The sequence below is a fragment of the Streptomyces sp. NPDC047014 genome, from assembly GCF_040644195.1.
GTDB lineage: Bacteria > Actinomycetota > Actinomycetes > Streptomycetales > Streptomycetaceae > Streptomyces.
This window is the reverse complement of sequence record NZ_JBEYVX010000041.1, coordinates 40,095-56,033: the sequence shown is the minus strand read 5'-3', so window position 1 is coordinate 56,033 and position 15,939 is coordinate 40,095. Positions and strand designations below refer to the sequence as shown.

Sequence of the window (15,939 nt, the reverse complement as noted above, 5' to 3'; positions counted from 1 at the left end):
GCTTCGGCGCCGACCGGCTCGCCGCCGCCGGCGCCTCCGTCCTGCGCGCCGACGTCGCGGGCACCGCCTGGCACACCGACCCCGCCACCGGGACCCTCGTGGTCTCCGCCGACTCCACCGTCTCCGCCGCCGCCCTCGCGCGGATCAAGCGCGAGGCCGGCGCCGACGCCGCCGCCCTGCGCATCGAACGCATCCCCGGCAAGCTCACCAAACTCGCCTCCGGCGGCGACGCCATCTACGCTTCCGGCTGGCGCTGTTCGCTCGGCTTCAACGTGCGCAGCGGCAGCACCTACTACGCTCTGACCGCCGGCCACTGCACCGACGGCGCGGGCACCTGGTGGACCAACTCCGCCCGCACCACCGTCCTCGGCTCCACCGTCGGGTCGAGCTTCCCCAACAACGACTACGGCCTCATCAAGTACGCCAGCAACACCCCGGTGCCCCCGGGCACCGTCGGCAGCCAGGACATCACCAGCGCCGTCAACGCCACCGTCAACATGTCCGTGACCCGCCGCGGCTCCACCACCGGCATCCACAGCGGCCGCGTCACCGGCCTCAACGCCACCGTCAACTACGGCGGCGGCGACGTCGTCTACGGCATGATTCGCACCAACGTCTGCGCCGAGCCCGGCGACAGCGGCGGCCCGCTCTACTCCGGCACCCGCGCCGTCGGCCTCACCTCCGGAGGCAGCGGCAACTGCTCCTCCGGCGGCACGACCTTCTTCCAGCCCGTGGTCGAAGCGCTCAACGCCTACGGGGTCAGCGTCTACTGACCGGCCGATGCCCCGTGCGCCCCTGCCGGCACCCTGGACGTCCTCCCGCCTTCTGGGAGGATGTCCAGGGCGGCCGTGTCAGCGGGGGGAAGCGGGTTCTGCATGAAACGCATCGGCGTGACCGGTCACCGGACCCTCCCCGACGCGGTGCTCGGCCCCGTGGAGAGCGGCCTGCGCGCCGTACTCGGCGGTCACGACGGGCCGTTGGAAGCCCTCTCCAGCCTCGCCGAGGGCGCCGACCAGCTCTTCGCGGCCATCGCGCTCGAATGCGGCGCCGACCTCACCGTGGTCATCCCCAGCGGCGACTACGAGGACGGCTTCGAGGGCCCCGAGGCCCTGGACCGCTACCAGCGGCTGCGGCTGCGGGCCACCCAGGAGGTCCGCATGGACTTCCCCCGCTCCACCGACGCCGCCTACTACGCCGCCGGCACCTACATCGCCGACTCCTGCGACCGGCTCGTCGCCGTCTGGGACGGCCGGCCCGCCCGCGGCCACGGCGGCACCGCCGAGATCGTGGCCTACGCGCGGGCGCTCGGCAAACCCGTCACCGTCCTGTGGCGCGAGGGCGTGGCCCGCGACTGAGCCGCGACTGAGCCACACCCTCCGCACCGGGGAAGAGCCGCCTCAACTGCTGTGCCGCGCCAGCCAGTCCGTGTGCTGCGGAGAGACGTACCGCTCCGTCTCGTACACCGACGAGGGCCACTGCGACTCCGTGATGGTCGTCTGCATCACCACCATCATCGCCGCCAGGTCCTGCTCGATCAGGCTGTGCGCCTCGATCAGCGGATGGTGCCGGCGCACCTCGTTCCACGCGATACCGGCCGCCGCCGCCGCGCTCAGCACCCCGGTCGTCCCCGGCCCCGGCCCCGAATCCAGCGCCCCGAGCAGCGAGAACAGCAGGGCCAGGCAGGTCAGCAGGACGATCGTCCACGACCACAGGTGCGTGGCCCGCCGCGAGACCTCCGTCCGCCGCCGGTACCAGTTGCGCTGCTCGATCAGCCGGTCCCGGACGTACGTCTCCCTGCGCACGTGGTAGTCCTTGCCGCGCAGCCGCCGCATCGCCCCGGTGATCTCCGCGCCCTCCGGTACCGTCCCGGTGCCCCGCGGATCCTCCCAGCCCATCTTCCGCAGCTCGCCCAGCCCGGCCTCCAGCCGCGTCCGGTACGCCTCCTCCACCGCGCCCGCCTCGCTGCCGAACGGCGCGCCGTGGACGGCGTACCGCCAGGCCAGGGACTTGATGAACTCGGCGGCGCTGCGGTTCAGCTGCCACTGCGGCCGGGCCCGGCGCCGGGTCGCCCGTACGCCGACCGCCAGCACCCCCGCGTACGCGAGCACGCTCAGCAGCCCGAAGAACCGCAGCGGGCCCAGCTTCGGCCCCGGCGGCAGCGCCGCCGCGCCCGCCGCCACGACCAGCAGCAGCAACTGCGCCCGGGTCGCCTGGGTGGACTCCCGCTGCCGCGAGACCGCCGCCCGGTCCGTGTGGTGGAAGAGGGCCGGCAGGTCCTCGTTTCGAAAGGTCATGCTGTCGGTCACAGCGCCCCCCTGAGGTCGGGTGGCGGGCGGCGGGGGCCCGCGGCCCCCGCCGTCCCCCGTCGGATCACACGGCCAGTGGCTCCAGGTCCCGGTGGACCCGCCGCTCGTCCCGGGCGTAGCGGGTCAGACTGTGGTCCTCGCCGAGCAGCCGGGACAGCTCGGACACCGCCTCCGCGCGCAGCCGGGCGGCCTCCTCCTTGCGGCCCATCGAGTCCAGGCTGATCGCCATGTTGGAACTGCTCGCCAGCGTCTCGGGATGGTGCGCCCCGAGCGCCTCGCGCAGCCGCAGCACCGACAGCCGCTCCAGCTCCAGCGCCCCCTCGGGATCGCCCAGGTCGGCCCGCGCGTTGGCCAGGTTGAGGTGCGCGAACACCGTGTGCGGATGGTTGTCGCCCAGCACGTCCCGCATCAGCCGTATCGTCTGCCGCAGCATCGCCTCGGCCGTCTCCGCCGAGCCCGTGCCCCAGTGGAAGACCGCCAGGTTGTTCACCGCCGCCAGGGTGTACGGATGCCGCTCGCCCGGCACCTTCATGTACTCGTCCACCACCTCCTGCGCCAGATCCCGCGCCCCGCCCGGATCACCGGTCGCGAACAGGTCCGAGGCCAGGTTCAGCTCGCAGGACAGCAGGTCCGGGTTGACCGAGGTGTACTTGGCCCGGTAGCGGGCCCGGGTGGCCGTCGTCAGCCGCAGCGCGTCCTCCAGCTGGCCCGCCCGGCGCAGCGACACCGCCAGGTTCTTCGCCGCCGCCAGGGTGCCCGGGAAGGCCCGCCCCAGCGTCCGCTTGTAGACCTCGTACGTCCGGCTCAGCAGCTGCACCGAGTCCTCGTAGCGGCCCACCTCGCGCAGGTCCCGGGCCAGGTTCTGCGCCGAGGACAGCGTGTACGGGTGCTCCGGGCCCAGCACCTCCGTGCGCAGGTCGTGCACCTCCTGGTCGATCTCGCGGGCTCTGGTGTACTGCCCCACCAGCCGCAGGTTCAGCGCCAGGTTGTTCGCCGCTGCCAGCGTGCGCGGGTGCGCCTCGTGGAAGATCTGGCTGAACCCCTCGTGCGCCTCCGTCGCCAGCTCCATCGCCTGCCCGTAGTCACCCAGCGCGCCCAGGGTGTTGGCCAGACCGCTCATGGTCATGTAGGTGTGCGGGTGCGAGGGGCCCAGCACCGCCTTCTGCCGCTCCAGCGTGACCTCGTCCAGCTCCTTCGCCTCCACGAACCGCCCCTGCGAACGCAGGATGTTCGACAGGTGGAAACGCAGGTACAGGTACTGGAGGTCGTTGTTGCCCAGCATCTCCTTCCAGGCGTCGCGCAGCTCCTCGCCCAGCTGGTAGGCGGCCTTGAAGTCACCGCGCTTCCACAGGTAGCGCACCCGGTCGATCAGCAGCCGGCGGGTCTCCGGCTCCTTGCAGAACCGCGCCTCCGAAGGGGCCAGGTGCGACCAGATGGTGTTGAACCGCGGCCAGGTCTCCGGATTGTCGATCGGCTCGTCGTCATCCGGCCGGGCCCCGGCCAGGATCCGGTGGACGGCGTGCCGCGCCTCCCGCTGCTCCTCCTCGCTCAGCTGCGCCCGGATCACCGCCTGCACCAGCCGGTGCACCTGGATGCTGTTGCTGACTTGGTCCACCTTGGCCAGCGCGAAGCGGCCGATCTCCCGGATCACCCGGCCCAGCACCAGCTTCTCCTGGAGGGAGGAGTCGTACGGCTTGAGGGCGTCGATCATCTCCTTGCTGTACAGCAGGTTCGCGGAGATCGGCTCGGGCGCCAGGAACGCGCACAGCTGGAGCAGCCGGACCGCCGCGGGGGAGCGGGACTGCAGGCGCTCGATGGAGATGTTCCACGTCGCCGCCACCGGCTCCGGGTAGCCCGGCGGCTGGTTCAGCGCCAGCACCCGCGCCGCCTGCTGCGCCAGCTGCTCGATGTACGCGGACACCGGCGTCGCCGTCTCCGCGATCCAGGCACCCGCCTGCTCCACGGCCAGCGGCAGGTCGCCCACCGCCACCGCCACCTGCTCGGCGTCCTCCTTGCTGAGCCCCGGGGCCCGGCGCTGGAGGTGCTCGATGGACTCCTCGCGCAGGAACACGTCCACCGGCAGCGCGTCACCGTACTGCGACCAGGACTGGTTGCGGGAGGTCACCAGCACATGGCCCGGACCGCCCGGCGGGAAGAACCGCTTGAGGGTCTCCGGATCGTCGGCGTTGTCGAAGACCAGCAGCCAGCGCGAGGAGGGCACCCCGCGCCGCAGCAGGTCGATCGCCTCCTGGGAGGCGGCCGCCATGTCCTCGCCGGTCTGCGCCCCCAGCCGTACGGCCAGCTCCGCGAGGGCCGCGACCACGTCGTCGGTCTGCTCCGAGGAGATCCACCACACCAGGTCGTAGTCGGCCATGAACCGGTGCACGTACTCCAGGGCCACCTGGGTCTTGCCGACACCGCCGAGGCCGAACAGCGTCTGCGGCTGCGGCAGCACGACGGCCATGCCGCCGCCGAGCTGGTCGCGCATCCGCTCCAGCACGATGCTGCGCCCGGTGAACCCCGGGTTCCGCGGCGGCGCGTTCCAGATCTTCGGCACCGTCCCCGGGAAGCGCGGCCCGGGCTGCGAGGCGCTGGCCACGCTGTCGGGCAGCGCCATCGGCCGCTCCACCGCGCGCAGCAGCGCGGCGGTGGCGTGCACCTCGTCCAGCCGGAACAGGTCCACCGGATTACGGTCGATGTAGGGGGTGGACAGCCGTACGTCGCCCACCCGCAGCGGCACCAGATGGCGCCGGCCCCCGGTCGGGTCCTCCGCGGCGGCCCGCTCCCACACGTCCACGGCCCGCGCGGACTTGAGGTACGCGGTGGACAGGAGCACCACCGTCCGGGCGGCGGTGTCCACGCTGATGCCCGCCCCGCCCAGGGTGTCGCCGCCCGCGTTCGTGCCGGTGGCCGCGGGATGCTCGGCGGAGACGTCCTTGGGGACCACCCGGAAACCGGCCCGGGTGAGCACGGACTCTATCCAGTCCGCCCACATCCGGTTCTCGGCGACATACGACAGGAAGAGGTCGGCGGGCAGCGCCGGACGGCGCCGGGTGAAGGCGTCCCGGATGCGCAGCCGGACCTCCTCGCCGATGGCCGGCATGGAGGTGATCGCGCCCTCGGTGACCACGGCGGTGAGCCGTTCGAACGCGGAGAGCAGCGAGTTGGTCAGCCCGGCCTCGTCCCCGAAGGTGGCCAGCGTCTCCTCGTAGGCGTAGTAGGGCCGGTACGGGATCTCCACCGCGCCCCAGTACGAGGTCAGCTCGTCCCCGACCAGCCCGCCGGGGAAGCGGTCGAACTTGAGGCGGGCCAGCGCTCGGCCCGCGTCGGCCTTCTCCTTCTCTCCCTCGTCGATGCGCATCGGGACCGGGAAGATCTTGATGCCGCGGTCGTTGAAGCGCTCGTCGATCTGCCGGGCCACCGAGGCGGCCCCGTCGATGGACTGGTCGGACAGGGTGAAGCAGTCGACGAGGACGTCCGGGAGGTGCACCGTGCAGATGTCCGCGATGTCGGACAGGCCGGTGCGGCTGTCGATCAGGACGTAGTCGTAGTTCCGCTTCATGTCGGCGCGTAAGGCGTCGAAGAACAGGCCGCCGCCCAGCCGGTCGTAGAAGTTGTCCCAGTCGAAGGTGGAGACCGTCGCCGAGTACTCGCGGTTCTGCCGGCCGGCGGAGACGAAGTCCAGGGTGCCGCCGTCCGGGAACTCCCAGCCCAGGGTCTCCGGGGTGAGGGAGACGGCGTGCGGCTCGATCCGCGCGTAGTCCTTGTGCCAGTCGTCGGCCCGCTGCACCGGACTGGTGGCGGCCCAGGCGTACTCGCTGATGAGGTCGATGACCCCGGTGGTGGCCCCCAGCGTGGACGGGTCCAGGAAGGGGTGGAAGAAGCGGTGCAGGCCGGGGGCCTCCAGGTCCCAGTCCACGGCGAGCACCCGCTTGCCGTTGGCCGCCAGGATCCAGGCGGTGTTGGCGAGCGCCATCGTGCGGCCCGTGCCGCCCTTGTACGAGTAGAAGGTGACGATGCGTCCGTCACGGGTGTCGCGGCTGTCACGACTCGCTGTCATTCGGCGTCCCCCCGGTCGGTGTCGTTGCTGTCGTTGCCGTCGTTGTGGCCGCCGTACGTATCGGGCGGGAAGGGGGCCGGAGGCGGTACGGGAGGCCCGTCCATCCCCATCGGCCCGAGCAGTCTCGGGCGCTCGGACTGGGTGCCCGCCGGCAGGTAGACCTGGGCGTGTCTGAGGTACTGCTGGGCGGCCGCCTCGACCACCTGCGGCAGGATCTGGCCCAGGGTCTCCATGTTCGCCACGCCGTTGGCGGCGGCCCGGCACGCCGCCCGGCCCTGGCTCATCTTGACCGGCAGGGTCTCCTCCAGCCGCCGCGCCAGCTCGTTCTCCTTGGCCCGGCTCTGGTGGTCGTACCGGTTCCACGGCACGACCACGTTGATCCACGGGCGGGACTCCTGGTCGAAGGCGGCCAGGCGCTGGCGGCGGTCCGGGTCCTCCACCGCCCAGCGGTCGACGATCAGGATCTCCGGGCGGGTCGGCGGCTGCTTGCTGTCGAAATGGCCGGCCTCGTCGTCGAAGGAGCCCATGCTCGTCTGGTAGTTGAGGTTCTTGACCAGCTCCTCCGCGACATAGGCCACCGGCCGCTGGGACACCGGATGGTACGGATTCCACTCCAGGGCGCTGTCCCCGTAGTACTCGGGGCTGCGCCCGTCGGGCAGGTCGTGGCGGGAGGCGGCGGCCACCGTCACGTGCAGACTGCGGGCGGGGCCGCCGGTGTGGTTCCCGGCGGGCCCGAAGGCGCTCGGCACCACGCGGTAGTCCACCGGGCGGACCGGGGTCAGCCGGACGGTCTCGGCCACCCGCACGATGCGCTTGGCCAGCTCGTACACCGCCCGCTCGTACTGCTCGGCGTACCCCCGGAGTTTGATGAGGCCGTACAGCCCGTCGGTGACGTAGCGCTCGCCGAAGGTGTTGTGGTTGAACTGCAACCGCTCCGCGGGACCGGGGAGTTGCGACGGCGGCACCGGCACCCATAAAGCGGGCACGATCGCCTCGGCGGGCCGGTTGCTCACCGCGCCCTGGTGGATCGCGCGCTGGGCGAAGGCGAACCACTCCTTCCCGCACATCTCACTGGCGAAATACCGCGGCGAGAACAGCGGGACGAAGACCCGGCAGGTGGCGAGCGCCGCACCGAGCCGTTCCGACCAGCCCTCGCCGCTGCGTATCTCCCGGTCCATGAAACCCGCTTCGGCCCCCGCGGGCAGATCCGTCAGCGCCATGACATGGCTGCACAGATCGCGGTACAGGCGCTCGACCCACATGTCGGGGTCGGGCCCCCCGGCCCCGAATCTCGGTGTATGCGCGTAGCTGAGAAAGAAATACGGCTGCACTGATGCGGGCACACGCCCCCCGTCCCGAAGATGCGAAGCGAAGAAACATCATTCCGGAGCTGCTTCGCCACATCCCCTCATCGTTCAGTCAATCAGCATCGGTTTTCGGTCATCCAGTCAAGGGCGTGATCGACCGCGTCAGGGAGGGAGAACAGCATGGCCGAAGCCCCCCCGACCCGCCCCCTGCGCACCCGGGAATCCGGGAACGCTCTGCCGATCTCCGGGAAATCGCCGTCATCCAGCGCGACATCCTCGTACGCCGTCCACTCCCCCTCCCGCCCGGGCCCCGAGCGGCCCTCCGGAAGATTCACCTTCACCACACACTCGTACATGCGCAAGGGGGGCTTCGGAATTCGATACTCCGCGAGATGGAAAGCGGTGCAGACCGAAAACCCCACATTGATCATCAGCACCTGCCCGCCCTCCCAGCACAGCTTTCCCAGCGGTGTCTCCTCACCCAGATGGCTTTCGAGCCGGTGACCGGCACAAAGGCGTTCCGCGTCCGCCCCGAGCGCCGCGAAGGAGGTCTGCGGATGGGCACTGCGCGCCGCCCCCGGAGCCGTCCGCACCGCCTCCGCCAGCGCGCCCATGCCCTGGCTCGGCGTACGCGCCGGGTCGAAGGCGGGCATCGCCTCGCGGAAGGCCCGCACCCCCGCCTCGTCCAGCCCCTCGATCCGGCTCAGGTGCGCCGAGGAGGTACGGGAGTTCTCCGGGGTGAACGCCGGCACCACCAGCGTGCCGCGCGGCCCCAGCACCCCGGTCAGCGCGTCGCGCAGCAGCTCCGCGCGCAGCCCCGTACCGCTCAGCGAGGCGTGCGCCAGCAGCCGCGCCCCGGGGCGCACCCCGAGCACCCGCAGCTGCACCGCCAGGCGGGCCGCGCCGGCGGACCGGCCACCCCGGCCCGGACCCGGCGGGGGCGCGGCGCCGCTCACGCGTCGACCGCCTTGAGCTCGTAGCGCAGCTCCGCCACCAGGCGCTTGCCCGTCACCGTCAGCTCGGCCGCCGTCGCCAGCCGGTCCAGGGCCTCGTGGATCCGGTCCGCCGCGCCCGGCTCGGAGCCCGCCGTCGCCCGCCGGTACGCCTCCACCGCCACCCGCTCGTGCACATCCGCCAGCAGCCGCGACACCGGCACCGGGCGCTCCCGCCACGGCGAGGCGTGGCTCCACTCCCCGTCCAGCGCGTACAGGTCGGCCACCTCCGTCAGCGCGCGCAGCCGGGCCCGCCGCCGGCCCGTCAGCAGCGCGAGCGCGGTCTCCCGCACCCCGGCCGCATACGGCACGCCCAGCGCCCCCGGCCCGTGCCGCCCGGCCTCGCCCCAGCCGACGGCCTGCGGGCCGCCCGCCAGCGGGGTCAGCGTGGTCAGCCCCTCGGCCGCCGCCCGCGCGAAGCCGGGCACCGCCCGGTGCAGCAGCGCCCAGGCCCGGTCCAGCCGGCCGCGCCACTCCTCGGCCTCGCCCGCGCCGAGCCGGAGCCGGGGCGGGCGCGCGAAGCAGTTGCGGTACGGGTCCAGGTCCTCCAGGGCCACCGGGGCCGCCTCCGGGCCGGGGGACCAGGTGCGTACGGGCTGCCAGCGGGCGTCCCCGGCCGCCGGGCCGAAGCGGTGCTCGGCGCGGCCGTCCCGTACCGCGTACCCCTCGCCCGTGACCCGCAGCGAGGCCGTGCCCCGGGTGCCGGGCTCCCCGAGGCGCAGCAGCCCCAGCGTCGGCAGGTACACCTCGCCGTCCCGGTAGGCCACCTCGGCCGGCAGGTCCAGCCCGCCGCGCAGCACCGCCGCGGCGGCCAGCGCGGTCAGCCTGCGCGCCGCCGCCGGGGCGTCCTGGCGGCCCTCCCGCGCGGCGTCCAGGGCCGCCAGGACCCAGGTCCGGGTGAAGGGGTGGTCCAGTACGGCGTCCAGCGCGTCCAGGCCCGCCTCCCCGGCCTCCTCCACCGCGGCCACCAGGTCCCAGGCCCGTGCCCAGCCGGGGTCCCCGGCCAGGTCGGTGTGGAGCCGGGCCAGCAGGAAACGGGTCAGCTCCTCCTGGGAGCGGGCGAGTTCGGCCGGGTCGGACAGCTCGGGGGCCGTCTCGCGGTGCGCCGTGCGGCCCTCCACCCCGTCGACGAGTTCGCGCAGGTCGGTGCAGTAGACGGAGGGGTGGTCGAAGTCGGCGGTGCCGCCCGCGCCGGTGTCCCGGTAGCGGTGGGTGTAGAGCCCGCCGCCGCACGAACGTACGACGGGGCAGGCGCGGCACGAGCCGCTGACCCCGGCCAGACCGAGCTGGCGGACGCGGACCCCGGGATGGGCGGCGACCTCGTCGAGGGCGTGGTCGAAGACGTTGAAACCGGTGGCCGCGGCCCCCTCGAAGGCGCTCTTGAGCGAGTCCACCTGCTCCAGCGTCCCGTCCGTCTCCACGACGACGAGGTCCGTGGGGGCCAGGCCCAGGGACTCGGTGAGGCTGGGGCCGCCGGCCAGGGTGGACCGCAGGGAGTCGAAGAGCCGTACGGGCACCGGGCGGCCCAGGCGCTCCCAGTGGTCGAAGACCCGCAGGAGCCAGCGCGCGTACGCGTCGGGGGCGCCGTCGGGGCGGGGCGGGGGAGTCTCCCACGTGGCGTGCGGGAGGAGGAAATCCACTCGCGGCGGCTCCAGCGCGACGAGCGCGTCCAGGACGGCCACGGGGTCGTTCGCCACGTCCACGGTGCAGAGCAGACCCTGGTAGAGGTGGCGGTAGGGCGCGGAGCGCAGGCGCTCGACGGCGGCCAGGACGAGGGGGTGGCTGGTACGGCCGTCCGCGAAGCGGCGGTGGCGGTCGTTGGCGGCGCGGTCCCCGTCGAGGGAGACGCCGACGCGCACGCCGAACTCGGCGAAGAGGTCGAGGAACCGGCTGCCGAGCTGGAGGCCGTTCGTGTGGATCCGCAGATCGAGGTCGGCCACGCCGGACAGCGCCCGGTGGAACTCCTCGCACACGAGACGGAGCCGTGCCGTGCCCGCCAACAGGGGTTCCCCTCCATGGAGAATCACCGTGACGGAGGGGAGTGCATGGTCACGGGCATGTTCGGCGAGTCGCGACGCGGTTCGTGAAATAACCTCGGGGGAGATCACTTTCGGCCGGGCCCGCCAGCTCTGATCTGCGTGTTCGTAGACGTAGCAGTGATCACAAGCAAGATCGCATCTGCTGTGAACTTTCAGGACGATCTCGCGAAATGCGATCAGGCCGGTCATTCCGCCAGTCTAGGGCTCCTGCTCCGGTGTCAGAGAGCGGAGTTGAAGATGGGCGCCTGGACGGGCCGGACGGATTCGGCCGGCATCATCCGGCCGAGCGTCGTGGCCGCGGCGGCGGTCTGGACGTCGATCTTGGTGAGCGGGATCCGGCGGGCCTTGGCCGTGCTGGTCGGGGGGGTTGCGGAAGTGTTCACGACACCGTCCTCGGGGAAGCCATGTGGAAATGGGCGGGGGAATGACAACGGCGACACGCTGCTGTCAAGCAGGGACTTTACTCGGCCGCACCCGCTTGGCAACCGTAGACATGACGCCTGGTCAACCGTTCTAAGGAATGGACGACGGCTTTATGGGTAACGGCGATTCCTCCGTTTGCCGCATATCAAGATCCTTTTCACCGGCACAGCCTGCCGCACGCCGCTGACCTCGGACGATGCGGGCGGGGGCGGCTCGGCCGGGGTGGCTGTGGCGGGGGCGGCCGGGAGTCCCGCGGGACGGGGCCTGTGGTGGCCGTGGGGCGGCGGGGGCGCGGGTGCCCGGTCCCAACTCCGGCGCTGCGCAGACAAGGTGCCGGACATCCCGGCCAACGGCGGCCGTGCCAAGGTCCCTTGGCGCCGTACCGGAATGGTCCGGTTGGGGACGGGGCCGATGCCGACGCCCTGGCCGAGGTCCTTCTCGGCCCCGGCGGGCGGCCCCGGCGTGGTGGGGGGCGCCGCTGAGCGGTGGTCGAGCGGGGTCAGGCCGGTTGCCGGGCGGTGAGGTCGGGGGTGGGGAGGTTGCGGAGGAGCCAGGTCAGGACGTCCGGGAGGGCGCGCAGGGCCGCGAAGTGGGCCGCGGCCGGGTCGATGGTGGCGGTGGCGCCCGGGATACGCCGGGCCAGCCAGCGGGAGTGGCCCACCGGGGAGAACACGTCGAGCTCCCCGTGCCAGATCAGCACCGGGCAGCGGATGTCCGCCGGGTCGAAGCCCCAGGGGCGGCTGAAGGCGAGGACGTCGTCGATCCAGCCGTACGCCGAATGGCGCAGCCCCTCGCGGTAGTTGCGCAGCAGCATCGACCGCAGGCCGGCATCGGAGACGATCATGCGGTCGTTGGCGGTCAGTTCCTGGCGCAGTTCGTCCAGCAGCCGGCCGGGGTCGCGGCGGATGCCGTCGGCGCGCGGGATCAGCCGCGCCGCCAGCTCCTCGGGGTCGGTGGAGGCGGTGGTGTACTCCTTCACGTTCGAGGCGGCCATCCCCGCGAACCAGTCCAGGTCCTCCGCGTCCCGCGGCGCCAGCCCGACCATCGCCGCCGTCCGGGTCACCCGGTCCGGGAGCAGGGCGGCGCAGGCCAGCGCGCCGGCGGCGCCGCCCGAGCGGCCGGCCACGGCGAAGGTGCGCAGCCCGAAGGCGTCGGCGACGGCGGCCACGTCATGGGCCACGTCGGCGACGGTGCGGCCCGGGTGACGGTCGGAGCCGCCGTAGCCGGGTCTGTCGTAGGCGATGAGCTGTACGCGCCGCTGGTAGAGGACCATGCCCCGGGGGGCCGGGCCCAGGCGGCTGCCGGGCATGCCGTGCAGGAGGAAGACGGGCTTGCCGTCCGGGTCCCCCCAGCGCTCCACGGTCAGAGCGCGCCCGTCGGCGGTGCGCACCTGATGGCGCACGCGCTCCCTCCCTCACATTCGGTGCGGGTCGTCACGGCGATTGTGCTCGCTGGGGGAGGAGTGCGGTAGGGCGCACTCCGGGGGAATCGGCCGGCGGGGGGCGTGCGCGGCTGTTCGCCACCGGGTCACCGCTTGGGCCAGTACCAGAGCGGCTCGTCGAGCGGCCCCTCGCGGCCGGCGACCTCCGTACGCCCGAACTCCTTCACCAGCTCCACCGTCCGCAGGTCCACCCGGTGCCGCCGCGTCCCCTCCGCCAGGGCCTCGGCCAGCGGCGCCGCGTGGGTGACGACCACGGTCTGGGTGTCCCGGGCGGCCGTCAGGACCAGGTCCGCCAGCGGCTCCAGCAGGTCCGGGTGGAGGCTGGTCTCCGGCTCGTTGAGGACCATCAGCGCCGGCGGGCGCGGGGTGAGGAGGGCCGCCACCCACAGCAGGTAGCGCAGGGTCCCGTCGGACAGCTCGGCCGCGTCCAGCGGGCGCAGCAGGCCGTGCTGGTGGAGCTCCAGGCCGAAGCGGCCGTCCCGGTCGGTGACGGACACCCGGGTGCCGGGGAAGGCGGCGTCCACGGCGGCGTCGAGCGCGGCGGCGTCACCGGTCTCGCGGATCGTCTGGAGCGCGGCGGGCAGATCGGAGCCGTCGGCGGCCAGCACGGGGGTACGGGTCCCCACGCGCGGGATCCGGGCCGGCGCGGCGGCGTCCGTGCGGAGGTGGTCGTAGAACCGCCAGGACCGGATCCGCTCGCGCAGGGCCAGCAGGTCGGGGGCGAGCTGGGGGTCGGCGAGCTCGCTGAGCATGGAGTCGTACGGGCGCAGGGCGTTCTGCGTACGGTGCCAGCCGCCGTCCGCGGTGCGGGTCCGGACGGCCGGGCCCGAGCGGTCGGAGAGGACGGCGGCGGGGCGGAGCACGGGGCCGGCCCAGGTGCACTCGCGCTTGATCTCGGGGTCGAGGGAGAACAGGGACCGGGCGACGGGGACGGGGTGGCCGAAGTCGACGGCGTAGCCGAACTCGTCGCCCGAGAAGCCGAGGCGGAGGCTGACGGGTTCGGTGCGGACGGTGCCCTGGAGGGGCTGGTGCCCTTCGCGCACGGCGCGGGAGAGGGTGTCCGGGCCGGCCCACAGCGTGGACGGCAGCCCACCCTCCCGCGCGAGCGCGGCCACGGCGCCGCCGCGGGCGGAGTCGGCGAGGAGGCGGAGGGAGCGGTAGAGGCTGGACTTGCCGGTGCCGTTCGCGCCGGTGACGACGGTGAGCCGGCCGAGGGGCAGGACGAGGCGACGAAGGGAGCGGTAGTTCTCCACGGCGAGGGTGCTGATCACCCCCTGATCATGTGCCCTGCGGTATCCCGCTGCGCGGGGCGGTGCGGTGCGGTGTCCCGGGGTGCGGGGTGTCTTGGTGCGGCTGGCCCGCGCAGGGGTGGGGCGGTGCCCCTCCGGAAGGTCTCCTCGGCTCGCGCGTGCGGGCATGGTCGTCCTGCGCGGGGTGGTTGCGCGCTCGTCCTGCGGGGACCCTCCTGCGTGTCCCCACCCCACTGCCCCGGCTCCGACCGCGCGGCCTTGTCCCCGCACGGGAACGCCTCATCACCGGGACCCGATCCGTACGGGACCCATGCCCGTACGAGTAGGGCCGAGCCGGATCCAGTACGCCGTCATTGGGGCGGTGTGGCGGATGCCGTACGGGTGGGGCCGGGCCGGGCAGTGTCGCTCTCGGCATCGGCCCGTACGGGGTGTGGCACGCGGAACCGTGCCCGTACGGGTAGGTCCGGCCGGGGAGGGTCTTTCGTGGCTTCGGCCGTACGGGGGCGGTGGGGCTGGGGGTGGTGGTGGCGGGATCGGCCCGTACAGGTGGGAGGAGCCGGGGTGGTTGGGGCTGTTCGGGGATCGGGCTCGTACTGTACGCAGCGGGGACGGGGTGGGGTGTCCCCGCAGGACGAGCGCGCAACCACCCCGTACGGGACGAACACCGCCGCACGCGCGAGCCGAGGAGATACCCCACCCCGGCACCGCGAACCGCCCGCCAGGGTGATCAATCCCGCCCAGCAGGCGAAGCAACCCCGCACCGGGACCGGGACCGGGCCCCGCCCGGCGCCGGGAAGTCCCGCGCAGCGGCCCCCCCGTCGTGAGCAGGTTCTGCTCACTGCTAGCCCCGCCGCCGGAACGCCCCGCATCGGGGCCGGAACCGCTCGCGCCCCAGGGCAGGCACTGCCCGCGCCACGACCAGATCCCGCCCCGGGAGCGGCCCCGCGCAGCGGAACGGTCCGGCCCCGGGGGCCGGATCCCGCCCGCCCCGGGAGCGCCCCGCGCAGCGGAGCCCGCAGGTCGCTAGGTCGTAGTGGGAGGGAGGCCGCTGCCTACCGGGGGGCCCGGGCGGCCCCGGCGGGATACGGCTGAGGCCAGGGTGATGGCGGCGCCGGCTACGGCCCAGGCCGAGAGGACCAGGAGGGGGCCCGTGGCGCCGTTGCCCGCGAAGTAGGTGATCGAGCGGGCGGCGTACGTGCCCGCGCCCGGCGGCAGGGCCGGGCCGATCGTGCTCCAGAACGGCGGGAGCAGCGGGTAGGGGTACGCGCCGCCCGCGCTCGGGTTGCCCAGGACCACGATCACCAGGATCGCCAGCCCGATGCCCACCACCCCCGCCAGCCCCTGGAAGGCCAGCGTGGTCGCGCCGACCGCGAAGACCACCAGCGTGCCGAGCCCCCACAGCCCCCACACGCTGCCCGGCAGCGCCCCCAGGACCGGCCCGGCGACGACCGCCCCGAGCAGCCCCGCCGCCAGGGAGTAGACGAGCAGCGCGCCGAGCCGGATCACCGCGCGGGCCCCGTTCGCCGGCCGCGCGCCGGCGCTGATCGCAAGGATCGCCGCGCACAGGTAGCCGCCCACGCACCAGCCGATGACCAGGTAGAAGGAGCTCAGGCCCCGGCTGTCGCCCTTGGCGGCCGGGGCCACGTCGGTGACCCGCACGCTCCGCCCCTGGGCCTGTTCGGCCCGCCCCACGACCTCCTCCAGCGCCTGGGACAGCGAGGCCCCCGCGCCGGAGGCGACCAGCAGCCGGTCGGTCCGGCCGCCCGGGTCGATGATCAGGGCGCCGTCCACCTCCCGGTTCTCCACCTGGGCCCGCGCGGCGGCCCCGTCCGCCACCACCCGCGGGTCGAGCGGATCCCCCGGCAGGGTGCCGAGCTGCTGCGCGGACCGCTCGGCCACCTGCGCGGCGGGCGCGGCCACGGCGATCGGGATCTCGTGGGGTTTCGGCTGGTGGAAGGCCCCGATGTACGAGGTGACGAAGGCGAGCTGGAGGACCAGCACCCCCAGGACGAGCAGCGCCGCCCGGGTGGTCACGGCGTCCTTGACCTCGGCGAGGAAGCCTGCGGGCGGGCTCGGGTCGGTGCTCTGGGTCATGTTCCACACGCTCGGGGGAGGGGAGGC

11 protein-coding genes are annotated in these 15,939 nt (G+C 73.5%); 2 read left to right on the top strand and 9 right to left on the bottom strand.

Annotated features, from left to right (window positions below; all coding sequences use genetic code 11):
- Both ABZ873_RS21685 and ABZ873_RS21680 read left to right on the top strand, forming a co-directional pair.
- On the top strand, positions 1 to 773 hold a 773-nt coding region (locus tag ABZ873_RS21685), incomplete at its 5' end, for a S1 family peptidase (protein WP_360874444.1).
- Between the two features lie 102 nt (positions 774 to 875).
- On the top strand, positions 876 to 1,355 hold the full coding sequence (locus tag ABZ873_RS21680) for a hypothetical protein (protein WP_360874441.1): 480 nt from the start codon (positions 876 to 878) through the stop codon (positions 1,353 to 1,355).
- A gap of 42 nt (positions 1,356 to 1,397) precedes the next feature.
- On the opposite strand, the gene ABZ873_RS21675 is transcribed toward ABZ873_RS21680, so the two are convergent.
- From ABZ873_RS21675 to ABZ873_RS21635, 9 genes are all read right to left on the bottom strand, one after another.
- Positions 1,398 to 2,294, bottom strand: a complete 897-nt coding sequence (locus ABZ873_RS21675) for a DUF4231 domain-containing protein (RefSeq protein ID WP_360874438.1) — start codon at positions 2,292 to 2,294, stop codon at positions 1,398 to 1,400.
- A gap of 76 nt (positions 2,295 to 2,370) precedes the next feature.
- On the bottom strand, positions 2,371 to 6,366 hold the full coding sequence (gene fxsT / locus ABZ873_RS21670) for an FxSxx-COOH system tetratricopeptide repeat protein (protein WP_360874435.1): 3,996 nt from the start codon (positions 6,364 to 6,366) through the stop codon (positions 2,371 to 2,373).
- Positions 6,363 to 7,709: a TIR-like protein FxsC gene (locus ABZ873_RS21665; RefSeq protein WP_360874432.1), complete on the bottom strand. Its 1,347-nt coding sequence runs from the start codon at positions 7,707 to 7,709 to the stop codon at positions 6,363 to 6,365. Before ABZ873_RS21665 ends, fxsT begins: the two co-directional genes overlap by 4 nt.
- 80 nt (positions 7,710 to 7,789) lie before the next feature.
- Positions 7,790 to 8,566 (bottom strand): AAC(3) family N-acetyltransferase, encoded by a 777-nt coding sequence (locus ABZ873_RS21660; protein ID WP_360874465.1) that lies wholly within the window; start codon positions 8,564 to 8,566, stop codon positions 7,790 to 7,792.
- A gap of 59 nt (positions 8,567 to 8,625) precedes the next feature.
- A complete protein-coding gene (gene fxsB / locus ABZ873_RS21655; protein ID WP_360874430.1) occupies positions 8,626 to 10,893 on the bottom strand; it encodes a radical SAM/SPASM protein FxsB, inactivated metallohydrolase extension form in 2,268 nt (755 codons plus the stop codon).
- 29 nt (positions 10,894 to 10,922) lie between these two features.
- Complete coding sequence (locus ABZ873_RS21650; RefSeq protein ID WP_360874427.1) at positions 10,923 to 11,087, bottom strand: hypothetical protein; 165 nt, start codon at positions 11,085 to 11,087, stop codon at positions 10,923 to 10,925.
- Positions 11,088 to 11,626: 539 nt separating this feature from the next.
- Positions 11,627 to 12,529: an alpha/beta hydrolase gene (locus tag ABZ873_RS21645; RefSeq protein ID WP_360874424.1), complete on the bottom strand. Its 903-nt coding sequence runs from the start codon at positions 12,527 to 12,529 to the stop codon at positions 11,627 to 11,629.
- A gap of 125 nt (positions 12,530 to 12,654) precedes the next feature.
- Complete coding sequence (locus ABZ873_RS21640; protein WP_360874421.1) at positions 12,655 to 13,839, bottom strand: AAA family ATPase; 1,185 nt, start codon at positions 13,837 to 13,839, stop codon at positions 12,655 to 12,657.
- A 1,002-nt stretch (positions 13,840 to 14,841) separates the two neighbouring features.
- A complete protein-coding gene (locus tag ABZ873_RS21635; RefSeq protein WP_360874418.1) occupies positions 14,842 to 15,912 on the bottom strand; it encodes a DUF3533 domain-containing protein in 1,071 nt (356 codons plus the stop codon).
- Positions 15,913 to 15,939 lie beyond the last annotated feature (27 nt).

Bases quoted from the DNA above. Each gene is read 5' to 3' on its own strand.
- ABZ873_RS21675 (WP_360874438.1), bottom strand. From the start codon at position 2,294: ATGACCTTTCGAAACGAGGACCTGCCGGCCCTCTTCCACCACACGGAC.
- ABZ873_RS21680 (WP_360874441.1), top strand. From the start codon at position 876: ATGAAACGCATCGGCGTGACCGGTCACCGGACCCTCCCCGACGCGGTG.
- ABZ873_RS21635 (WP_360874418.1), bottom strand. From the start codon at position 15,912: ATGACCCAGAGCACCGACCCGAGCCCGCCCGCAGGCTTCCTCGCCGAG.
- fxsT (WP_360874435.1), bottom strand. From the start codon at position 6,366: ATGACAGCGAGTCGTGACAGCCGCGACACCCGTGACGGACGCATCGTC.
- fxsB (WP_360874430.1), bottom strand. From the start codon at position 10,893: ATGACCGGCCTGATCGCATTTCGCGAGATCGTCCTGAAAGTTCACAGC.